General features: G+C 28.8%; 22 protein-coding genes. 16 read left to right on the top strand and 6 right to left on the bottom strand.

What is annotated here, in order from left to right; genetic code table 11:
- Positions 1–483: 483 nt before the first annotated feature.
- On the top strand, positions 484–855 hold the full coding sequence (locus EG342_RS10010; RefSeq protein WP_185126894.1) for a hypothetical protein: 372 nt from the start codon (positions 484–486) through the stop codon (positions 853–855).
- A 350-nt stretch (positions 856–1,205) separates the two neighbouring features.
- On the opposite strand, the gene EG342_RS10015 is transcribed toward EG342_RS10010, so the two are convergent.
- Positions 1,206–1,427, bottom strand: a complete 222-nt coding sequence (locus EG342_RS10015) for a helix-turn-helix domain-containing protein (protein WP_103291357.1) — start codon at positions 1,425–1,427, stop codon at positions 1,206–1,208.
- A gap of 104 nt (positions 1,428–1,531) precedes the next feature.
- Between EG342_RS10015 and EG342_RS10020 the strand changes: the two genes are divergently transcribed.
- The 9 genes from EG342_RS10020 to EG342_RS10060 all read left to right on the top strand — a co-directional run bounded on the left by EG342_RS10020 (position 1,532) and on the right by EG342_RS10060 (position 10,595).
- A complete protein-coding gene (locus EG342_RS10020) occupies positions 1,532–2,134 on the top strand; it encodes a hypothetical protein (protein ID WP_103291355.1) in 603 nt (200 codons plus the stop codon).
- Positions 2,135–2,145: 11 nt separating this feature from the next.
- Entirely contained in the window at positions 2,146–2,430 is a 285-nt protein-coding gene (locus EG342_RS10025; RefSeq protein WP_103291352.1) for a hypothetical protein, read from the top strand.
- Between the two features lie 446 nt (positions 2,431–2,876).
- Positions 2,877–3,125: a hypothetical protein gene (locus EG342_RS10030; RefSeq protein ID WP_123868072.1), complete on the top strand. Its 249-nt coding sequence runs from the start codon at positions 2,877–2,879 to the stop codon at positions 3,123–3,125.
- Between the two features lie 124 nt (positions 3,126–3,249).
- On the top strand, positions 3,250–3,651 hold the full coding sequence (locus tag EG342_RS10035; RefSeq protein ID WP_103291345.1) for a hypothetical protein: 402 nt from the start codon (positions 3,250–3,252) through the stop codon (positions 3,649–3,651).
- 24 nt (positions 3,652–3,675) lie between these two features.
- Positions 3,676–4,122: a JAB domain-containing protein gene (locus EG342_RS10040; protein ID WP_246008764.1), complete on the top strand. Its 447-nt coding sequence runs from the start codon at positions 3,676–3,678 to the stop codon at positions 4,120–4,122.
- A 396-nt stretch (positions 4,123–4,518) separates the two neighbouring features.
- Positions 4,519–5,727 (top strand): site-specific integrase, encoded by a 1,209-nt coding sequence (locus EG342_RS10045; RefSeq protein WP_103291343.1) that lies wholly within the window; start codon positions 4,519–4,521, stop codon positions 5,725–5,727.
- A 53-nt stretch (positions 5,728–5,780) separates the two neighbouring features.
- Entirely contained in the window at positions 5,781–8,282 is a 2,502-nt protein-coding gene (locus tag EG342_RS10050; RefSeq protein ID WP_103291341.1) for a DEAD/DEAH box helicase, read from the top strand.
- A 113-nt stretch (positions 8,283–8,395) separates the two neighbouring features.
- The gene (locus EG342_RS10055; RefSeq protein ID WP_246008765.1) at positions 8,396–9,394 is read left to right on the top strand and encodes an AAA family ATPase; all 999 of its coding nucleotides are present in this window, start codon (positions 8,396–8,398) and stop codon (positions 9,392–9,394) included.
- Positions 9,372–10,595, top strand: a complete 1,224-nt coding sequence (locus EG342_RS10060; RefSeq protein ID WP_103291339.1) for a DUF3871 family protein — start codon at positions 9,372–9,374, stop codon at positions 10,593–10,595. The genes EG342_RS10055 and EG342_RS10060 overlap by 23 nt, the downstream gene beginning before the upstream one ends.
- Positions 10,596–10,626: 31 nt before the next feature.
- Here the strand turns inward: EG342_RS10060 and EG342_RS10065 are convergent, their stop codons facing one another.
- From EG342_RS10065 to EG342_RS10080, 4 genes are all read right to left on the bottom strand, one after another.
- Positions 10,627–12,120 carry an SIR2 family protein gene (locus EG342_RS10065; RefSeq protein WP_103291336.1) on the bottom strand — a complete coding sequence of 498 codons (1,494 nt, stop codon included), beginning with the start codon at positions 12,118–12,120 and terminating at the stop codon, positions 10,627–10,629.
- A gap of 88 nt (positions 12,121–12,208) precedes the next feature.
- Positions 12,209–15,433 (bottom strand): NACHT domain-containing protein, encoded by a 3,225-nt coding sequence (locus EG342_RS10070; protein WP_103291333.1) that lies wholly within the window; start codon positions 15,431–15,433, stop codon positions 12,209–12,211.
- A 10-nt stretch (positions 15,434–15,443) separates the two neighbouring features.
- The gene (locus EG342_RS10075; protein WP_103291331.1) at positions 15,444–17,702 is read right to left on the bottom strand and encodes a hypothetical protein; all 2,259 of its coding nucleotides are present in this window, start codon (positions 17,700–17,702) and stop codon (positions 15,444–15,446) included.
- 4 nt (positions 17,703–17,706) lie between these two features.
- A complete protein-coding gene (locus EG342_RS10080; RefSeq protein ID WP_103291329.1) occupies positions 17,707–18,900 on the bottom strand; it encodes a hypothetical protein in 1,194 nt (397 codons plus the stop codon).
- 253 nt (positions 18,901–19,153) lie between these two features.
- Between EG342_RS10080 and EG342_RS10085 the strand changes: the two genes are divergently transcribed.
- Together EG342_RS10085 and EG342_RS10090 are read left to right on the top strand one after the other, a co-directional pair.
- Entirely contained in the window at positions 19,154–19,561 is a 408-nt protein-coding gene (locus EG342_RS10085) for a hypothetical protein (protein ID WP_103291327.1), read from the top strand.
- A gap of 122 nt (positions 19,562–19,683) precedes the next feature.
- Entirely contained in the window at positions 19,684–20,124 is a 441-nt protein-coding gene (locus tag EG342_RS10090) for a JAB domain-containing protein (protein WP_103291324.1), read from the top strand.
- 210 nt (positions 20,125–20,334) lie between these two features.
- On the opposite strand, the gene EG342_RS10095 is transcribed toward EG342_RS10090, so the two are convergent.
- Positions 20,335–20,565 (bottom strand): helix-turn-helix domain-containing protein, encoded by a 231-nt coding sequence (locus EG342_RS10095; RefSeq protein ID WP_103291322.1) that lies wholly within the window; start codon positions 20,563–20,565, stop codon positions 20,335–20,337.
- An 88-nt stretch (positions 20,566–20,653) separates the two neighbouring features.
- Between EG342_RS10095 and EG342_RS10100 the strand changes: the two genes are divergently transcribed.
- The 4 genes from EG342_RS10100 to EG342_RS10115 all read left to right on the top strand — a co-directional run bounded on the left by EG342_RS10100 (position 20,654) and on the right by EG342_RS10115 (position 23,879).
- Positions 20,654–21,250, top strand: a complete 597-nt coding sequence (locus tag EG342_RS10100) for a hypothetical protein (protein WP_103291319.1) — start codon at positions 20,654–20,656, stop codon at positions 21,248–21,250.
- The gene (locus EG342_RS10105; RefSeq protein WP_103291317.1) at positions 21,247–21,756 is read left to right on the top strand and encodes an HAD domain-containing protein; all 510 of its coding nucleotides are present in this window, start codon (positions 21,247–21,249) and stop codon (positions 21,754–21,756) included. Before EG342_RS10100 ends, EG342_RS10105 begins: the two co-directional genes overlap by 4 nt.
- 11 nt (positions 21,757–21,767) lie before the next feature.
- Positions 21,768–22,175: a hypothetical protein gene (locus EG342_RS10110; protein WP_103291315.1), complete on the top strand. Its 408-nt coding sequence runs from the start codon at positions 21,768–21,770 to the stop codon at positions 22,173–22,175.
- A 549-nt stretch (positions 22,176–22,724) separates the two neighbouring features.
- Positions 22,725–23,879 carry a site-specific integrase gene (locus EG342_RS10115; RefSeq protein WP_103291312.1) on the top strand — a complete coding sequence of 385 codons (1,155 nt, stop codon included), beginning with the start codon at positions 22,725–22,727 and terminating at the stop codon, positions 23,877–23,879.
- Positions 23,880–23,900: the final 21 nt, after the last annotated feature.

Genomic DNA, 23,900 nt, shown 5'->3' on the forward strand with positions numbered 1-23,900 from the left:
GTTCAATCTCTCCATAGTATAAGAACATATGGTTTACAGTTCATAAAAAAATTTTACTAAAAATTTTATGAGGCTTTCTGTCTTTTGTTTCTCTACCTTTCAACAATCTCCCCCAATTTCGTAAATGGAAAATTCCCCCCTCCACTTTACAGAAATTAGAAAATTTTCAAAGGTCTATTAATAAATCTGTGAACAATTGCAGCTTCAATTTTAGTTCTTTACTTGTGATAGCACTGCACCATCTTGTGTATGTTCTTTCTCTGTACCTTCCCATACTGATTTATACTCATCTCACCCATTCCTGAACCTGGGATGGGAAAATGAGAATATAAATCTTTCTCTTTTACAATACAACACTCCTGAATAACCCTCACTTGTGGAGAGATAACAGATATTAAGCCTTTAGACCCCAGGTAATAGTGGTGGTGTAAAGGTTTGTGTCTTGTTTCATTAATTAACAATTAACTCAAAATCAAAAAAACTATGGTAACGATTACGAATTACACCAAAAGAAAAAGAGAAGATGGGACTATGTTTTGTGTCCTTGAAATCAACAGTGGTATTGAACTTATACAAAGTCAGAGTACAGGTCAGTATTATGCAACAGCCAAGAAATGCTACATACCTGCTACCTTTGATGAAGCTGTATGCAGAAGTCTTCGAGGTACTATGATGAAAGGAGATATTATCAAGGTTGAATGTGAACCTTATCAATATACCATTAAAGAAACAGGAGAACTTATTACCCTGAATCACAGGTATGAATACACTCCTGATGAAAGTTCACAATTAGCCCCAAATAATTATTTAGAGAATTATACAGTTCCAGGTAACCTTGTGAGTACTATCCAGTAAAAATATTAAAAGTCCCAGTTCTTGTAAAATGTATATATACAGAAACAAAAAGTGGGACTTATTTAGGACAAAATTTACCTGGAGCCTATAAAGAAAGGAAGTAAATTTTGTCCTTTTCTTTTACTCTATTTTTTCCTGTTTATTGATGTTTATCTTTACATCTACCCAGGTAATTTTGACTGTAAAAATAATTAATGACTGGGTAAGATTTTATTAAATAGCTGAATTTTTATTTGTGCCTGTTGATTATAAGAGTATTGAATATAATATCAGAGTCCCCAGGTAACCTCTTACCAGAAGATGACAGTAACTTTTGACTTTGTTAAGAGGGATGTTTAAAGATGTGGGAATTATTCAATAACATTGGTGATTTCAGAGAGCTTAACCTCTAAGCTGATTGAAATTTTATATAAAGTAAAACTACTTGGACAAGTTTTGCCTGTCTCAATTCTATTCATGTTAGACTTCTCAAAATTGCATAACAAAGCCAGCTCAGCCTGAGACATCTTTTTCTCTTCTCTTAGCTGTCTTATCCTCTTACCTAAAGCTATTTGAAAGTCTACTTTTTCCATCAACACAATAACTAATGTCAAAAGTGGTCAAAAATGATAATATTATAGTTATCATTTTTGATAATTATATATATTTGTCTAATCTTAACTAAACATTTTTAACTATGATAACAACCTTAACATTGAGCTTTCAACACCTTGTAATTGTATTCATTATACTAGGTATACCAACCTTGATTATTTATCTAATTATCAAGTCAAGAAATAACGACAAAAAATTAATGCTGACTTCTGAAGTTAATACCATTGGTACTGATAATCCAACCTTAAATATTGATGAAGAAACTAATACCAACCTTGAGAAGTATGGAAAGATTTCTGAAAAGTCTAATCTCTTTCTGTATATCTTAACCTTTACATTCTTACTATTCTTCACAATGGTCTATACCATTAACAAAAGAGGTAATTATGATTTAACTGATGGGGCATACCTTGCAGGGACAATATTAGCAGGTTTAATAACCTTTGGATTCTACATAACAATATTTACATTACTGTTTAATCCTATTAGAAAACTTTACAAGAGATATCTTCAATTCAGTGAGGGGACCATTGATGCTCCTGCCTTTAAGAAATTCAAGAACAGAAGTAGGACAAATACAGTCATTCTTAGTATTATCTGCATTCCTTTATCTTTTGGGGTATTTGGGTTGTTGATGATACCTCATTACAAGTTTTTATCCAACCTTAATAAGCTTACATTTTAACAACTTTAAATATGAAAACAAAGCCATTACTAATTACAATCACTTTCGTTCTGGGAATACTCTTAGCAGTTTTTGGGATTAAGTTCTATCAAGAATCAAATATAGAAGGGTACAATCTTGTCAATTACCCTGTACAAGTGGTTCTACCAGAAGATTATAAAGAAATAAGCCCAGAAAGCCATCTTGTTGGTTATTATAACGAGAGACAGAACAAGCTCTACATAGCATTTTATAATGAACATGGTAAGAAAATCAATACAAACAGCACAGCCAAAGACACCAATGAAAAGCATTAGTATAATATGTCCTTAGTTTATTGTTTTTTGGCTTTTCTAAGCCTTAGCCTACATAATGCAACAAAAAATGTTGCTGAGGAGGATGGAAATATTCCTACTATCTACAGAGGAACAAATACAGTACTATTAAATCTTTGGTTCTTTCTTACAGGTTTAATAGCACCCACAATAACAATGTTTCTTTATACCAAGTGGTATTGGGCAATAATCTTCATAGTTGCAGGGTTACTGATTTCAATGGTAATGGCTAACAACTATGTGTACAAATATCATATAGTTAGAAGACCACCATTATACATCCCAGGTAGGGTTGATGTCAGGCTATCATTAATTACAAGTATGATTAGTATTATCTTGCTTATTGTTCTGATAGCATGATATTAGAAGTTATTCACTATTACAGTGCTCCAGGTAATGTTGACTTTGGTGAAAACCTTAAAAAGAGCATGTTTACCATAATAACTACTTCTACATTCTTCCTTAGTAACAGTATTGTAACCTGGGAACTGAACAGGGGTAAGTTATACATTTGTGAGATATACAGCAGATTTAACGATGAGGTTTATCAGAAATCTTATGTTAATCAAATTCTTGAAGATGATAACAGGGTATTTCATGACTGGATTAATTGTGAAATCTTAGTCCCAGGTAACCTCTTTCTTGGCTTTAATAAAACTGAAGGGGATTATTCTTAATTAAAATCAAAAGTGGTTGTATAGGAGATATACAAAGCAAATAAGTTCCTAAAGAATATGACCAAGAAATCTTTTGATACACAACAATCAGCTATTCCTATTAGCTTTAACTATCTAAAAACAAATGAAGAATGACATATACGAGCACTTAAAATTCAGGCTAGATGATGAGCATAATGACTTCGAGTTTGAGATTATATCTATCCCCCCTTATGAGTTTATTGAAAATAATCTCTCCTTAGTACCTTACGAATACTTTGGAGAGATAAATGAAGTTCTTGGCTTAAAAGTTAAGCAGATACTCTTATATTTTAATGCTGACAGGCTTATGAGGGTTGAGTTGAAATACAAAGAGAATAGGGTAGAGAATCTTAAAAATAGACTAACAGAATTATTAGTATATTTTCCTAACTCAGTAACTCTGAAACTTTCCTATCATGATGAAGAGGATGTAACTATCTTAATGTATCAGAAAAGAGTACTAAACAAGTTTTATGATTTTGGGGTTACAAAAAATGTGAAATAAGCTTCCTCACATACTCCAAAAAAAATGAATACAGAAATAACAGTATCAGAGATTAAGGTAACATACCATCCTTGCAAAATGTCTGAAACTAAGCTCACCATGAGTAGTGATGTAGTAAATATTATCAGGACAATCTGGGATAATGGAATAATAGAAATGCAAGAAGAGGTAAAAATACTCTTCGTAAACTCTTCAAATACTGTCATTGGCTTCTATAGTCTATCCAAAGGAGGTATTACAAGTAGTTTGGTAGATATTAGATTGATTTTATCAGTAGCCTTGAAATGCTTAGCAACTGGATTAATATTGGTACATAACCACCCAGGTGGCAATCTTAATCCAAGTAATGCAGATTTAGCTATAGTAAAGAAGCTTAATACAGCTTGTAAGCTACTTGACATAGCTCTTCTTGACAGTATCATCATTACAAAAGAACATTATGTGAGTTTTAATGATGAAGGATTAATATAATAGTTGTAGTTCTTGCAGTTTCTGCAAATCGTCTAAAATAGATAGGTGAAACATAGGTGAAACATTTTGTCAGAAGAAAACAAAATATAGTAATGAAATGAAAAAAAGAATAAGTTTTATTTTATTGAAAATCAACATGATGAAAAAGGATATAATAAAATATAAAATAATTTTTTTCGTCTCATAATCAGGTGGTCCCTGGTTCGAGCCCAGGTGGGACCACAGAAAAGCACTCAATTTGAGTGCTTTTTTTATTTCTATACTGTAGTTCAGTCTTTTATACTTACATTTTATCAATAATTCTAGTTTCTATAGTTCCTTCTGATGGAGAAAAGGCATATAAAAAGGCACATCTTCATCATTAAAAAGGCATACCCTTTAAAATTTATTAATTAAATGAATTACAATAAATTACATATACTATTTGTGATAGATAAAACCAATGTGAATACAAAAGGTAAAGCTCCATTGAGGTGTAGGTTAACCTATTCAGGAAAAAGAAAGGTTTTTTCTACAGGATTATTTATTATTTCTAAACAATGGGATAGTAAACAACAATTAATTAAGCCTCCTAATGAAGAAAATACATTTATTAATACTTCACTAAGTCTGGTTAAGAATGGAATTAATCAGGCTTTTTTATTTCTACAGGTTAGTGGAAATGATTTTGATATTAACGATATTTACTTACAATACAAAGGAGATATTCCTAAGCAAGACAAAACTATACTTCAGCTTTTTCAAGAACATAATATAAGAGTTGAAAAACTAATAGGGAAGGAGTATTCTATAGCAACCTTATGGAAGTTTAAACAAGCGAAAGAGTTGTTAAAAGACTTTATAAAATCTCATTTCAACAAAGCTGATTATCATTTTAAAGATTTAGACTTGAAATTTATTCAAGATTATGAGTTTTATTTAAAAACAGAAAAGTCTTTAGCTATTGCTACTACTAATAAGATGATACAAAGGTTCAGGAAAATTGTCAAGGTTGCTCTCTCAGAAGATATTTTACACAAGGAACCTTTTACTAACTATAAAGTAAAACATATTAAAAAAGAAATAACTTATTTAACTGAAGAAGAATTAGCTAAGCTTGAGGAATATCAATTTAAAGCTGAAAAATTGCAGATGGTTAAGGATATGTTTGTATTCTGTTGTTATACAGGTTTGGCTTATAGTGAGATGGTTAATCTTGAAAAATCTCATATTATAAAGGGATTTGATGGTAATGAATGGATTAATATGATGAGAGGAAAAACTCAGCATTTGTTAACAATACCTCTGTTTACTAGAAGTAAAAGAATCATTGATAAATATGACTATGTTGATGAAAAAAGAGTTCTTCCTAAGTTAAGTAACCAAAAGTTTAATGTTTATTTGAAAGAAATAGCTGATATAGTTGGAATAAATAAAAGGCTTACTCATCATCTAGCAAGAAGAACCTTTGCAACAACTGTATTACTTTTTAATGATGTCCCTATGGAGATTGTATCACAACTTTTAGGGCATTCAAAAATTACTATAACCCAGCAACATTATGCTAAGGTAGTACAGAAAAAGGTTAGTGAGCAGATGAATAGATTGAATTCTAAGTTGAAATAACTTAATATTAGTTACTATGTTCTATTTTTACTAAATATTTAATATTATTTTATATGGAGTCAACTAATAGCCATTTTGATGGTTTTCCTATAGATTTTAAAGAAATAAATAAGGAGGATTTTCCAGATTTTTCTGTGAGTGATAAAGTAGTAATAAGTCCAAACGATGATGGGTTTATTGGTCAGGCTATTATCGATAATATAGATTTGCAAGAAAAAAATACAGTAGTTATTAATGCTGCAGTAGGTCAGGGTAAAACTACAGCTATAATGGAAGTGGTAAAAGACTATTATGATAATACTGATTATTTAATATTCATAGTTTCACCATTTACGAGTTTAGTTGAGCAATACTATAAAAAAACTGCTAGTATAGGAATACCCGAAGAGGATATTTATAGATATGAGCTAATTGGTAAGGATATGTCTAGAGATGCGTGGAATAGTAGGGTTCAGATTGCTACAGTGAATTGTTTATTAGGTAATCCAGGAGAGGAATCTTTAATAAACAGCGAAGCTAAAAGAAACTATATAAACTACTTAAAGCGAATGTGTGAAGAAAGTGGAAAAAAGGTAGTTTTTATCTATGATGAAATCCATGATTCCATTCATAATTTTAAAGAAAGATATATTTTCAACTTATGGAAATGGAAAAATGTCATTCATAAGAATTTTATATTAAGCGCCACTTACAATGAAGCTTCTAAGGTTGTAATAGAGTATCTGGCTGAGCTTACAGATGATAAAATTCAAATTATAGAATCTGAAAGAAAAGTGTTTATGGATAAGCAATCAGAATTATTTTTACATTTTAATACTGCAAGTAGTTATTCAGAAAGTAATGATGGTATACAAGCAATAGTTGAGGATTTAGTTAGAAAAGGAAAGAAAATAGATATTCTTTCATATTCTAAAAATCTTGCAGATAAAATATGTAATAATATAGATTCAGGTATTGGTAAGTTATTGTTTGATGCTTTTGGGGAGATTAACAATTGTACTTCAGATAGTAAATATTCATTTGGAGATATATTCGTAAATAGGTATAATCCTGAGAAATGTAATGTAGGGACAAACTTTAAATCTGGAGTAAGTATTGAAAAAGAAGATCATGCTTTAATCATAATTCTTCCTCCATTAGGTACAAAAGGAAATTTAAGTAATTATGGAATATTTTCAGATGGAGTAAATTCCATTATCCAAGCTTTAGCAAGACAAAGAACTAAAGGAGAAATTCATATTGTTCTCCCTCCACCTGATAAGTTTGATTCGACTACATTAATGATGTCTGAGGAATTAAAAGAAAGATTTATGGATTCCTATGAAGTACATCAGGATTACAAAGCCTCAAATGATAGATTAGTACAATATTATTCTTTTAATCAACAGGATGAACTGCTTAAAACTTTTTATGATGAAGTAATTCATGAAAATGTTAGAGATGAAGAGCAACATATACAAACCTTATCAAGAGAAAATAAACTTTCACTAACTTTTCCTAGTTATAAAAACTATAAAATTTTGGAGGGAGAAAAGTATTTTCCAAAATATCATAAATTTTTTGGTGGAGATTTATCTTCATTTATCTTATATTCTGCATTAACAAATCAATTCGTTAATTGTAGACTTGCAGATACAAATGCTAAATCTCTCTTGATTTTTGAAGAAGGGAAGATTCAATGGAAATTAGAGCAATTTTTAAAAGAGTATCTAGATGAAAATTTTTTGTGGCTTCTTCAGACTACTACATCAAAGTATTTTTATAATTATCTTAAGGATGAGATATTTAGTAATTATAAAGTTTTCTATAAAGATTCTGTTGGAAGAAAAGAGATAATTAAGGATTCTCATAAAAATTTTGAACAACAGCTGATAGCTTTTGTCCAAAGGAAGTTTTATCCCCAAAATAAGATTTTTAATTTTCAGTTTTACTCTACTAGTGGGTTTGTTATAGATGCTTCTTATCCTAGAGGGGAATATTTAATGTCATGTATATCACATGCTTTAAAAATGAATGAAACTCCAGATGATATTTTAGACAGTGATAAATTAGTGGTACAAGCTTATTTGGACTTAAATTATTTTAGAGAAAAAATGTTGAACTCAATAATCACAACTAGAAGAGGTCAAAGGTGCTTTCCTAATGATGTACCAGAGAATTTTATTTTACCTGATGAAATGGACAGGTATAGTAGAATGATTGAAGTCTTAATTACTTATGACCCTGTTATTAGTAAAAACCTGTTTGATTTTAAGAATCTATTTACAAGAAGTAATTATTCACAAGCTGAAAGAATTAAAGGTTTTTATAATTATATGAAAGTTGATTTTTTTAAAGGAAAGGCTAAAAAATTTAAAAGCTCAACAATGAATGGGTATTATTTTATAATAGAGGAGGATGTGGTTCTTCCAGATTCTAATTTAGTAATGAACTTTCTTAGTGTAGAAGATTTTAGTATTCCTGAAGAAGCAATGCCAACCTTAATAATAGATGCTGATGGAAACCCTTTTATTCAATATCTAAATGGAGATAGAGAGGCATTTAGCATTTCTTAAACTTCTATTTCCGTATATATCCCTATAGAGTACAAAAACGAAATTGGAAGTTTCTAAAAATCCCTACAGAAATTGTAGGGATTTTTCATTATTTAACCTTAAATCAATTTATTATGCAATTAAAACAATCACAAAGACAACAGGTAAAGCTCAGATTAGGATTATCCGGAGCAAGTGGATTTGGAAAAACCAAATCAGCCTTATTATTAGCCTATGGAATGACACAAGACTGGAGCAAAATAGCTGTTATAGATACAGAAAATTCCTCTGCTTCCTTATATTCAGACCTGGGAAATTATAATGTTTTGGACTTACAAGCACCTTATAGCCCTGAAAGATATATCCAGGCTATTGAATTATGCGAGAAATCAGGCATTGAAGTTATTATCATAGATTCTGCAAGTCATGAATGGAATGGTACAGGAGGATGTTTAGAAATACATGAGAAATTAGGAGGTAGATTTCAAGATTGGGCAAACGTGAGTCCTCGCCACCAAGCTTTTATTAATAAGATATTACAATCAAGCTGTCATATTATTACAACAACTAGAAGGAAAATAGATTATTCCCTTGATATAGGTAGCAACGGTAAAACCCAAGTTGTGAAACATGGAACTAAAGAAATCACCAGAGATGGTTTTGAGTATGAGCTAACTATAAACTTCGAGCTTATTAATGAAAATCATCTTGCTAAGGCTTCTAAAGACAGGACAGGATTATTTATGAATAAACCTGAGTTTGTTATTACATCTGATATAGGGAAAATGATTTTAAAATGGTGTAATTCAGGCTCAAAAAACAATTCTTCTGAAAACTATACTCAAAGTTCAGGTGGAAGAAAGAATATGTCTAAAATAGACCCTAAAGAAGCATTTGATGGCTCTTCTCCTTATGAGAGTAATCCAAGTTTAAATCTTTCTCATGTAATAGAACAGGAAGTATATGAGGCTATTCAGAACTGTAAATCTGTTACTGAATTATTAGCCCTATACAGATATTTTCCGCAGTATCAGGAAAGCTTAAAACCAGATTTTGAAGCTAAGAAATCACTACTTATCAATTTAAATAACCCCAATAATTTCAGTAAAAATGGACACTCAAAATTTCAATAAAACTCCCAACATTATAAAGGTAGGCTCTAAATCAACAGAAGCTTCTATAGGTCTACAACTAAGAAGTGTAAATAATACTATTTCAATAGAAAAGAAACCTCTTAGAGGTATTTTCCTACATAATAATGAGAGCTTTAAAGATACAGAAGTATTCTATCCCAGCAGAATAAATGAAGTACCTAAGCCTGAACTTACAAATGAGGTTCAGGCTTTTTTAATGCCTGATTCTAAAGTACAGACTATATCTCATAGTCCTTTGGTACTATATAAAAATGGTAATAATCAGTCTAGTCCTTTCATCATAGCTAATACATCAGAAGCTACATTACACCACTTGCAGAATGATTGTATTATACCTGTATTCAGTAAGGACAATGAGAAAACTATTGCACATCAAGAGTTTATTGAGGTTATTCTAAATGCAGTTCAGAAAGTATTTCCACATCAAAGTATTACAGAACCTGAAATTAGGGTTTCCCATCAGATTAAGGGTAGAACTCCTTCAGCTATTCATAAACCTGTAAAAGAGCTATTTGAACATGAGAAAACTATCTATTATGAAAGAATGGCATTTATTATTAAAGTGCCTAGTATAACTGGTATTGTGAATGGTAATGAACTATCTCTTTGTATAGGTGGAATACGTAGTTATAATCTTGAGAACCTTTACAATAAGAAGTCTTTGGAAAAGTTCAAGTTCTTCATAGGTTTTCAGAACCAAATTTGCATGAACATGTGTATCAGCACAGATGGATTTTTAGAGGACATGAGAGTAGGAAGTTCACAAGATTTGTACACAAAAGCATTAGAAACTATGCAGAGTTATAATGCAGAACTTCATCTTATGGAAATGAAAGAGTTTACGCAGGATTTTCTTTCTGAACATCAGTTTGCTCAACTTATTGGGAGAAGTAGATTATATCAGCATTTACCTAAGTCTGAGAAACAGAATATTCCTTTACTGAATTTTAATGACAGTCATATTAATACTGTGGCTAAAGATTATTATGAGGATAAAAATTTCTGTAGGCAAGAGGATGGCAAAGTAAACTTATGGGATGTCTATAATCTCTTTACACAGGCTAATAAGTCTTCATATATAGATACTTTCCTAGACAGGAATTTGAATGCTTTTGAGTTTTCAAAAGGTGTTCAGAAAGCACTCAATGGTAGTTCTGATTATCATTGGTTTTTGAGCTAGTTATAATAGCCCTAATTTAATAGGGCTATTTTTAGTTATATTTCTTTAGATCATACACACTTAACAACTTTCTATAATTTGTATCAGTTGTAGACGTATTTTCTCTTAAATATTGTTCAACTTCTTCAAGGGGAAGGTTTCCCTCGTGAGTATTCCAGATCATACAATTTGTTTTATATGAAGAAGATACACTTTCATCTTCCATTATGTTATCAATTGTAGAATGTACTTTTTTGCAGGCAGGAAGTATATTTCTAATACATTCAGCAATGTTTAACTCTTGCTGTCTTATAAGCCTGTCAGCACTTTCAATATCAGTATTAATTCTATTAAACCCAAATATTGGAAAATACTGGGCTGGCTGTATTTTATACTTGTCAATTAACATTAATATTTGGGAGTTTGACTCATCTATTATATTGAAATAATTGGCTAATAATTCTGGTGCTGACTGAAACTGATATTGAATTGTCTTTGAAGAGCCTATTGCCAAGATTTTGTCACTATTTCTTAGTGAATCTAAATCTTCAGTTATAGTAACTTTTATATCTCCTCCAGCATAGATTTCTTTAACAATATTCTGTACCTTTCTTACATCTAATGCTGTTATTGGTAATTGTAAGTTAGAAATAGAATTGTATATGGCAGAGAAATTACTAGTTTTTATCTTATTAATTCTAATGGTTAATCCTCCTTCTAAGACAATATCATGTTCGCTTATAATTTCATTATTATTCACTCTGTCATATTCAACTAATAGAAAGTTATTTTTGATCTTAGTAGCTAATTCAGAGTTGGGTTCAACATAGGAAAATATCGTCTTTAATATCTTTTTAATATTGTCATCACCTACACTATATCCCATAAATATTATAGGGTTATGTATAAATAATGATAGCAGTTGTGCTCGTATTAATTCATACTTGCTGTCAAATCCAATATAATCTTTATCTGTGATAATTATTTTGGATGGATCTTCATGACATCCATGAATTTTATAAACAGAACCATATGGAGTACTTAATAAAATGTTATTTCCAATTAGTTTATTAAATTCAAATATTGTTTCAATTAAGCCATCATAATTAGTTGTTATAACTGAACCAATATTCTTCCTTATCTTTTTGAAGTCTTTCAATTCTTCCTCTAACTCACTTCTGTATTTTAATGTGGAAAAGGTCTTACTTATATATATTTTAAAGCGACTAAGATGTATGCCTTTTTGCATATTATTGTAAAAAGTATCATTTATTTCCTTGAATTTACCATTTCTATCTTCTTGGAGATGGCTATTAAAATCATGTTCTAATAACTCTGCTATTTTTAAATAATCAAATTTATTATCAATATAACATTTTGATTTGATATCAAGATAATATTCTTGATTACCAGATAGTTCAAAAGCAATTTTACCTAATAACCCATCCCATGTATAAGAATTTTCTAAATATCTTAAGCTTATTCCTGTACCAATAAATAAAACTGGATGATTTTTATAATCTGCTATAAATTCTTGAATTGTCATTGGTTTTTATATATGTTTAGTTATAGTTTTAAAAATAATATTATTTACTTTAAATTAATGAAAATAGTATTGCTAATATGTCTGTTTATTATTGTAAGCTAACTAATGATAGTTTCATAAATCTTTTAAAGCTCTTAACTGCAGCTTCAAAATCTTTCTTATTTCCATATTTATCAATCATGTATAAAACATTTCCGGGAGTATAGTATAGAATATAGTTGTAATCTATTCTCTTTGTTTTGCCTATTATAGCATTGTATAATAATTCTTTAAAGTGGTTAGCTACTTCTTTCTTTTCAAATATGTCAAATACTTGCATTTCAGCTAAACAAGAGGAACTACCATCTGAAAGTTTTGCCACTTCTGAAGGACATAGTTTCTTGTCTTTAATGAAGTCAATATCTTCAATATAAAAAACTCCTTCTTTAAATCTCTCTTCACTTGTTTTTTTATACTTGTTTTTGTCATTGTCTATGTAAATATTAAAAACAAGCTTGGTATCATTTATCTTTTTTAGTATTTCATCTGACTTCTCTACTCTGATTTTAAGTTTAATAATGCTGAATGTAAGCTCAATATCCTTTAATTTATTAGATAATAACGCATTTTTAATTTCTCCAATTTCAATACTTCCACTTCTATGTAAACTTGTTAGTTGGTTCATAGCATAATTGTATAGTTTATTATTGAAGCTATTAATATATTTAGTAGGGAGTAAAAACCATTGTAATGAAAGATGATCTAAATTACAGGCTTCTATTTTGGGTATTATTTCAGATGGCTGGTACAACTCAATAAATTCGCCAAGTAAATAACTGTATCCTTTTTCAGATATGTTCTGAATTTCAGAAATTACTTTTATACATTCCTCCAAAGAGACTATTTCTTTTGATTCTAAGGTTTTTAACGCCATAGGAATACTATAAAAAGTATAATCTTTTCTATTATAGTACTTAGTCCAGAACACAGAGATACTTGATATATCTATGTGTTGTTTTCTGTTTAATGCCAATCTAATATATTCATGGATTTTATTACCTAAATTGAAGCTACCTATTTCTTTATATTTTAGTATAAGTTCTTTTAGAGTTAAATGATTATAATCATTTTTATCAATGTTACTAACTTCATAACCTTTGGCTATTAAGTTCTCTTTTACATCTTTTAAATACCAATTAGCGTAATAGTAAGAATCGGGATACTTGTCTAAAAATGGTGTTAATTTAATAGCTCCTCTGGACTCAAATCCATCTAAATATATTTCTATGGCATCAGATAGCTCTTCAAGCCCCTTATATCTTTTCTGATGTATATATAAGTTTTCAATTATCAGGACTAAATAGTCTTTAAAATGAAAACTATTTTTCAATAATTCATTTATTCTCTTTTTAGTAACAGCTTTATCATGCTGTATGAAGAAATATTCTTCCTCATTAACATCTTGATTTAACTGTTTATGAAAGTGTTCAGTTGAGTAATTATCATTTGAAACATTATTGTATAGTAATATAGGATTATTTGTACTTAAGTAGAAAAGCATTCCAAATAAATATCCAGAACTTGTAATATCTTCTTCTGTATAGCCATTAAACAATAATGTCTTTACATAAGTATAGAGAAACCCATTAGGAGTTGAAATATGATCTCTATATAAAAGGTTTATAATTAAAGATAATTCATAATAATGTAATACCTCAAAATCATTGAATTTACATTGATACATGCTATCTCTTATATTAAAATAAAAATCTCGTATTGCTTCAATGTCTATATTATCCTGTATAATTTGTTCAAAAGTACTTATAGAACAGAACTTTCTTGATATCTGTTTTCTCTGATTATCTTCTAATTTAAACAATGAAAGTCTTGAAAGAAACCTTTTCTCTAAATTAGTTACTGAATTATATACCTTTTCATTGACACTGTCCTTTAATTTTTTGTAATTATTAGATCTGTTACGGAGATATGTATTGAAACTGTCATGGAATAAAGAAACTCTATTCAATTTGATATCAAATAAGTAAGGGTGCTCTTTTATAAACTCTTCAACATAATATTTTGATTCACCTAAAAATATTTCCAATTCTGAGAACATTATATAAGAATCAGTACATAAGAATAATAAAAGAGAATGCTTTCCTTTCTCATTTTTAATGATCCCTTCATAAAAGCTATCAATATCTTTTAATTGTTCTATTTCAGGAAGTTCTTTATTCAGTTTATAAAATTCAGCTACATACTTAACAAGTAATGGATAACCTTGTGTTAAATAGAAAATTTGATTTTGGGTTTTGTAATCACTAATATGGAATAACTCATCTAAAACCTGCTCGGTTTGATTTTTATTCCAGTTTTCTAAGATGTGTTTCTTCCATTCCAGCTCTGTAACTAAAGGCCTTGAGAGGACTATTACTTTACAGTGTTCTTTCAACTCTTTTATAAACTCTATGAATTTATCTAATTCATGTTTATTATAATTTTCAACATGATCTAGACCATCTATAATAAAAGTAATTTGTCTCTTTTTAAATTCTTGAAATAGATCAGAAATAGATCTATCCTTTAAATCTTTGAATGTCTTTGTGAATATGTCTTGTATGAAATTCTTAAACTTTAATCTATCCAGATAATCTCTATCCTGATTTCCAATCCAGAATCTATACAATATATTTTGAGGATATAATTCAGTCAATGAATTCACAAAGTGACTTTTACCTACACCTGGCTTACCTTCTATTAGAAGTATCTTTTCAAACTCTAGCAGCTTGTGGCTAATATTAACAGAGGTCTCTTGTAGGTCTATATTAAATGTTTTTAATATCGGTAAACTAATTCTGTCTATTTTCCATATTCTTTCATCTAGGAGCTCATTTAAAAAGGCTTCAATTTCATATCTTCTGTTTAGGTTCCCATTATATAAATCATCAATATAAATATCAACATCTCTGCGACTCATAGAGACTATGTAAATATCATCTAATTTATAACAATCAAAATCCAAGATTTTGGAGTTTGGAATAATATCGATATGTTTAAAGAATAAAATATTCTTATATGTAGAAAGTTTGTGTGGTTTACCTTTAATTAAAAGCTCTCCACTTTTTATAATTAGGTCAGTTATATTAATATTTTCAAAGTCTTTGATCTGAAAGTACAGTATATCATTATTAATAGATACTGTAAGGTCGTCAAATTTGTTATCAACTTTAGCTTCAATTTCAATACGAGAGATATTTCTTTCAGCATCCATAATAGATAATAAAAGTAATGTTATATGTTTCTGATAAGTATAACCACTAAAGGCGTTTCTCATACTAAAAGGCTTAAATACTTTTTTGATATATTTTTGTTATACTTTTCTCAAAAATATTTATTACCTCATCTTGATGATTTTTTAATTCACCTATCAATATTAAATAATGAGGTTTAAATAGCCTTAGTTTTCCTATTGAAAGAGCATACAAAAACTCATAAACAGCCTCTCCCTGATATTCATGTTTATGTTTTAAAAAAGTTAATAGCAAGCTTAACATTTCCAAAGAAGTATTTTCACTAATGGAATAATTTAATTCCTCATCTTTTGCAGCTCTTAAAATTGAAGCTTGAATAACTCCATCGTTAAATCTATTGAATACTAGAGGAGTAAGTAGATTTCTTACAAAACTTGTTTGATAAAGTACTTTATTTTTATCAGTCCTCATATTATTTAAAATACAAGAAATTGTAAAGTAGATGTCCGATTGACAGATATTTTGATAGTAACTGTTGTCATTGAAAAAAGCAGAATTCTGCCTGATCCTTAGTTCTTTTCCATCAATACTATTATAAAAAATATTATTACTTCCTCCTTTAACTTGTGAACTGGAAAACGAGTCAAGTGTACTTATTCTTTCCTTGATAACATTACAAATTTCATCACTTTCTTCTAAAATTTGCTTCAAGAAATCACTTTCTCTGATCCAGGATGTTTCTGTGTTTGTGTTGTCACAAAAAATTTTTTCTATTTCAATGAATGTACTGTTTTCAGGTCCGTATAGCCCATATTTGATATTACTTCTTAATTCATCATATTGTTTTTGATTATTAACTCTATTAATTCCAATAAAGTATATGAGTCTTAATGATGCATAATTTCTGAAATATCTACTCAAATACAGTAGATTTTTACCATTACTTATACACGATCCTACTATCAGAATAGAGCCAACAGTATTTTCATGAATATCATATTTAGAAAGTTCAGAATGATTAACAATTGTTGGCTCAACACCAATTTGTGGTTTAATAGAATCAGAAATGTATTCTGCTAATCCTTGAGAACCTTTGTCATTTAAATGAATAATATATTTTATGGATGCCGGTATGTATTGTTGTATGTAAGAATCTAGTTTTTCTTGATGTTTAGGATACTCCTTAAGATTGTTTATTATTTTCTCATAATCAATATATAAGTCGTATTTTTTTCTGTTTGCTGTGTCTTCAGCATAAGATACTTTTAGTGTTGTTCCTATATCATTGGTATTTTTGAACTTGAATAATTCTACAAAATCTTTAATTTCTTTTTTTATAAAACCAACAGTAATTTGTTTTGATTCAACAATTGGTTCATCTATACTAAATGAATCTCCAATGATATTTATCGCTTTAGAGTGATTTTCACAAAATCTGCATTGTTTTACACTTGTATTATAGATTTCATATTCTTCAATACCATAATTCAGATCTTTGTTAAATGTTAAATCGCATAACACTTGCTCTACTGTTACATTAGATTTCTTTTCTAATGGTAGATAAAATAGAAAACATATTGAATTTATACTAATTTCACTATGATTTCTCTTTATATGTTCTAGTATTCCTCCTGATGTTGAAGCGGATATTAAAAAAACGGAATTAGTATTAAAGATTGTATTTTTATTATACAGTCCATCATATGACTTAAATGATTCTATATTTATTGCTCTATCTGAATTAAATCTTTTTAAAAAATTTATTATAGAATATCCTATTACATTTATAGATAAAGTATCACAGTAAATATTTTCAAATTCATTTGAACAAATCAAATGTAGGGTGTTAATTGCAATAAAATCAATTTCTGATTTATTCAATAATACATTGGCTGTTCTTAAAAATTTAGCAGAATGTTTTCCCGAAGGAAATTTAAAGTGGTGTGAGATTCCTTTACTTTCTACCAATCCTCCATTCTTTATAAAAATATTTACAAGTCCTTGCCGTACTATCTCTTTTATATACTTTTCAATTTTCTTTTTACTACTTGTTAGAATTTTATTCTCATTATACTTAATAAAAAATAAATTTTTAGATAAAGTTGTTTCTTCAACTTTAGGAATACTTTTAAATATTAAATCAATCTTCTCCTGTAGTTCATTTTCAAAATCACTTTTATCCTCACCATAAAAGAAAATAATACCATCTGATTGAGCTGAATTTTTAAAAAAATCATATAACTCATCCCTTAAATTAGAGTAATTAAAATCTTTACTCGGGTTGAAGATTACAGTTACTTTCTTGAAGTCATTTAATGGTAGATTAGCATTGTATATGTAGAATTGACTCATTTACTTAGTTTTGATATGATGAATAGTTGAAAGGATATAAAATACTTATAAAAGTGCCAGATAATTTTTTATTACTTGTACTTCTAAAATTGTTATTATTCCAATCTTCAATAATTAAATCAGTAAGATTATTTATGTCTACTTGTGTATACTCATCTTTAATCATATTTCTATAAGCAATATATTTATCTGTACTAATTTTCAAAAATCCCTTTTGGTCAATTGTTTTTAAGATTCTATCTAATCCCAAACCTTTTTTAGACTTTAGATTTGTTGTAGAGGAGGTTTGATTTTTAACAAGGCATTTTTTTAATATAGTAATATCGTCTAAGTCATCTTTATCTTGAAATTTATCTATAAAACCAATTCCAGAATCAAACACACTAATTTCTAAATAATCTATTTTCTTATAATCTGTAACGCACTTTGTTTGGATTGTTTCCTCTTTTAGAAAAACCTCAATTGGGGTGTCTTTAAAGTCTTCAATTATATTTTCATACATATTACTATGAAATCTTAGGTATAGTCCTCGTATACTTGGATTAATTGGAACATTATCTCTATTTGTTTTACCCCATTCAAAAGTATTTTTAATTAGCTCATATATTATAGCACCAATATCTAATAAGATACTTTCAAATTCTGTAAGATTATTAAAATTATATGTTAGTATATTTTTTTTAAGAATTTTCTTAATAACATCTATTATTTGTTCTTCATTTTCATTAAAACCATTAGAATTTTCAAAAAGCTTTACTAATCCTTTACTATTTGAAAAATGATCAATATTAATCAATAATGATTTGTTTGATTTTAGCCTTTGAAATGAATTCATTTTTATAAAAAAATCGTTTTGCAAACTTCTTAATTCATCTTTTATAGTATCTCCTTTGGAATTTGTAAACTTTGTAGAATTCCAGAATAATGATACTATAGGGTATATAAACTCTTGTTCATAAACTTTATCTAAGTCTTCGGCACTATCAATTGAGAGTTTAATTTCTTTTACAATATATTTATTATTCAGTGTTATTAAGAATTGCAACAATTCAGCCAGCACACCAAATCTATATTTTTCTATCTCTTTTGGAAGTACTATTCTAAATTCACCACTGTAATTTTTCTCATAGAGATAATCATCATATAAAGCTTTTATTTTTTTTGAAGTTAAACTTCTTTGGATTTTTATATCAATCATCAATATTTATTATAGGAATAATTCAAAAATAAGGAATATTAAATAATTTTTTTAAAATTTTTTGAAGTCCTGCAAAAACCCACTCCTCCTCAAGACTAATGCCCCCCACGTATTTTTGGAGAAAACTCCCCCATACCTTTTTTATTAGGAAATAAAATTTCAGGCAGACTATAAATTGTTTTCTACAACTATAGTTTAATCTGAACACATCTCTTTAGAAAATGTAAAAATCTAACTCAAAAATTTAAAAACAATGGTAAGAATTATCAGTTACAAAGCAAGACAAAGAGAGGATGGTACAACATTTTGTGCCTTAGAAGTTCAAGGAGGTATTGAAATGGTGTTAAGCCAAAAGACCAATCAGTATTATGCTACTGCAAAGAAAACTTTTATTTCATCTACATTTGATGAAGAAACCTGCAAGGCATTAATTGGTACTGAGCTTCATGGTAATGTTCAGAAAGAAGAATGTGAACCTTATGAATATGTTATCAAAGAAACAGGAGAATCAATTATTATGCAACATAGGTTCGTGTATATTCCCGAAAGTATTGTTCCTTCTAGCTCAATAAAAGCTAACAGAGCTTCTTCTGATAACTTTGAGGCAGATCTGGAAAACTTTTCTACGAATGGGAAATATGACCATGTTCTAGCAGATTAATTTTAAAGTTCTAACATAACTCTATTGTATAAAACTTCCACTTTCGTATTGTATACTATAATGTGTAAATACGAGGTTGGAAGTTTTTTATTTTCTAATTACTCACTTAACCCTTTTTATTTATGCAACATCATCAGGTATCAGAAATACAAGTTTCTTATTCTCCTAACATAATAGAGACTATTATCTCTACTAGTGAATCCTCATATATGCTAGCTCTCAACAATTGGAATCTAGATACTATTGAAATGTGTGAGGAAGCTAAAGTATTGTTTCTTAATAATGCACTTAAGGTTATTGGTATTTATAATTTATCAAAGGGAGGCATATCTTCGAGTGTAGTAGATATAAGGTTAATTCTTTCTATAGCATTAAAATCTATATCCACTCATATCATATTAATTCATAATCATCCAAGTACAAGTTTAACACCAAGTAAGGCTGACATTGATATTACAAGCAAATTGAAATTAGCTTGTGGTTTTTTAGAGATTAAGCTGTTAGACCATCTAATTATTAACAAAGAATCTTATTATAGTTTTGCTGATGATGGGTTATTATAAATCTTTAACATTAAGCTTTAAAAGATTTCATTTTAAACTTAAAAGATAATATTAAGGCTCTATTACAATGTAAAGATAAAGAGGAATGTATAAGATCTAAAACATCTGCTAAATCATAAGAAATTTTATGAGATGCTTAATGTTAAGATATAATATTATAGCTAATTTTTAATGCTTATGTATGGGACCAATCAAATAAAAATAAGATAGCTAAATATCTAAAGTTGAAAACTTCATTAATTCTTCCATACTTATTTCAAGTCCTTCACAAACTTCCATTAAGTATAAATAAGTAGGATTAATTCCACCTCTTTCTAATCTGGCAATGGACTCTCTATCTTTCCCAATCTTGTGGGCAAGTTGAGCTTGAGTTAAATCTTTAGATTCTCTTATTTGCTTAATTCTTTTTCCAAACTTTATAAGTTCTTGCTCTCTATCCATTAGTCAAAATTTGACCTTTGTTATGAATTTTAAAGGAACGCATACGTTACATTGTGTTTTATTTTGTATCTATGCGAAAATTTCAAACATGAAAAGAATATTATTAACACTGCTAGTAAGTTGTAATGCTGTTATTTATGCACAGCAGTATATAAATGTTGGTTCTAATAAATCAGATGTGAAAAAAGTTCAGGGAGAGCCACATAGTATTCAAGATTATGATGTTTTTGGAGAAGAGGTTTGGAGCTATGGAGAGAATGGAGTAGCTACGATCACTTTTAAAGATGGAAAAGTGAAATCATTTAGAAACTATCAACAGGTATTAAAGATAGGAAACAATTCAACTTTGGATAAAGATAATGATGAAGCTACTTCTAAAGAAAAGTTGTGGAGTGAATTAAGAGAAAAAGCTAATAGTTCAGGTAGTACAGTAATAGAGGAAACTGCAAAATCAAATACAGATTTATTTGGAAGTGGATCTCAAAATATTAAAGCTTATCCAAGCCAGTATGAAGAAATGGCAGAAGCAAAAGGTCTTAATCCCTATGCAATGCCTGATGAAATAACTCTTCAACAGATGCAGAAAGAATATGAAACTAAAAGGATTATCAAATGGGTATTAATTAGTCTAGGAATGATAGGGCTTCTTTTCTTGATATTCAAACTTAAAACTAAAAAGAAATGAAAATCATTTTTCTAGACATAGATGGGGTACTAAATAATGCTGATTACTATAGAGGTAAAAACTTAGCCACCCATCAAAATGAAACTTCCCATTTTGATAGCAATAATATTCATGCTCTCAATAGGATAATTGACAATACAAAAGCAGAGATAGTCTTATCATCAGCTTGGAGGCTGCTAAAGAGTATAGAAGAAATTAATGAACTCTTTAATATAGTAGGTATTACAGGAAAAGTTATTGGTGTAACAGAATCACTTCACTACAAAACCACTTTTGAATTAGCTCCAAGAGGTTTAGAAATCTTTAAGTGGATAAGAGATTATCACAAAACATTAAAAGGAGGATTAGAGAACTTTATTATTATTGATGATGAAGATGATATTCTAGATATTCAGGAGAAACATTTTCTTCAGATAGATGATAGAGTGGGGCTGTCAGAAAAAGATGCAGACCTAGTTATTGAGTTTTTAAACTCATATCAAGTTCCAAAAGAAAATTTACCATAAAATTATATATCATGAAAAAAGCTACATTACTATTCTTGTTTTTTCTTACAATTCTTATTAAAGCTCAAACAGATAAAATCACCTATATGAAAGGAGATATCTATTTAGTAGCACAAGATGCTAAAACTAAAAAAGTTCTCTTTGAGAAACCTTATGGCAAAATTCTCTCAATAGAATATGATACTTTTTATAAAAGTTATTATATCTTATTTCAAATGCCAGAAGGTTCTACAGGATTTGGCGTGCAATATATTAATACTACAGATAAAGGCACATTCTTGATGCAAGACATGAATAAGTCTGAAGACTTCTACTATGTTTCTGATAAGATTAAGGAAAATGGAACTTTAATACTGTTAAATAAAAAGAAGGTAGAAGACTCCTACTTGTCATATAAGATTTTAAATATTGCTCTGTAATATTATTACAAATCCTATCATGATAATTTGATTTCTTAATTATATTCTATTATGTTAGGAGTTTTTAGATTAAAAGGCATAGTTTTAGGCAGACCCTTAAAAGAGCACTCTTGATAATTGAATTATATATACTGTGTGCTCAGTAGGTTAGAGATACTGGGTGATAACCCAGATGTACATGGTTCGAGCCCAGGTGGGACCACGAAAGTGAAGAATAGATTTCTTCAAAAAATTACAAAGCCTCTATTTTAGGGGCTTTTTTTATGCTTTGTTTCATCACCATTCGTCATGGTTCATCACAAAATCGTCCCCCTTTTCGCCCCCCTCTCTCTTTTTGATAAATTGTACCAGTGCAAATAAATGATAATTAATTTGTTGTATAAATCAGATTAATTAATCACATTAACGAGAAGTTAACATATTTTAACTTTATTGTAATTAATTGAAAATCAATCAATTGATTTGATAATTCGATATTTTTATCTATCTTAGCTGATTTTTTAATTGTTACCGATGTATGAATAAGGAATAACAATTAAATATTATAAAATGAGAAAGCCAATTATTAAAGCAATCATTAGAACTGATAAGGCTGATAAAAAAACGGGCGAATGTCCTATATGTATTCAAATCAGAATAGATGGAGATAAAAAAAGAATTTCAATCGGAGAAAAAATACATCCTTCGCATTGGGATACGGATGCAGGTCGTGCAATAGGTAAAGGATATGGAAATCTGAATAAGATGATTGATAAGCGAAAAAACGATTTAGAGGAATTTTGCGCAGATACTATTATAGCAGGGTATCAATTATCATTTTCTGATATAGATAAATTTTTAAATGGGACAAAGAATAGTAGTTTTTATGATATTTTCGATTCAGTGATGGAAATAAAGAAACCCAAAATTTGTGATGATACTAAGTATAAGTATGATACTTTGCGTAGCAGATTAAAAGCATTTCAACCGAGAATATCTACTTCAAATATTGATGTTGCTTTTATTACAAGATTTGATAATTATTTAAAAAACTTGAATATAGGAGATGGAGGTATTTACAATCATCATAAGTGCTTGAAATGTATTATAAATGAAGCTAACAGATATAAGAAAGCAAAAATTGAGCAGCCGTATGGTAAAGATATGTTCACAATCAAGACTCCAAAGCATAAAACTGTCTTTTTAGATGAAGAGGAAGTCATTAAGTTTAGAGGTTTTAAAAGTGATAGTATTTTATCTAATACAGTAAGAGATATGTTTTTACTTTCCTGTTATTCAGGTTTAAGGTATTCTGACCTGTTTTCATTGAAAGTATCAGATATAGACTTTAACAAGGGAATTATATCAAAGAAGATGTTAAAAACTAAGCATAATATTGATATTCCGATGAATAGTCAAATAAAAACATTACTCTTGAAATATATGGTAAGTCAAAAATCCAATACAAAAATCTTTAGAGAGGTTAGTAATCAAGTAGGAAATTCTATTCTGAAAGAAATAGCAAAAGAGTGTAAGATCAATAAAAATATAACATTTCATGTTGGGCGTCATACTTTTGCTTCTTATTTGGTAAACAATTGTAATATCTCACTTCCTATTGTAAGTAAGCTACTAGGACATGTAAATATTGCCAATACTTTAATTTATACGAATTCAAATATTAATAATCTTAAAAGTGTAATGAGTAATGTTCGTTTCGGATAAATTAATAAATTTGTAAAAGAT

This window comes from Chryseobacterium lactis (genome assembly GCF_003815875.1).
Taxonomy (GTDB): domain Bacteria; phylum Bacteroidota; class Bacteroidia; order Flavobacteriales; family Weeksellaceae; genus Chryseobacterium; species Chryseobacterium lactis.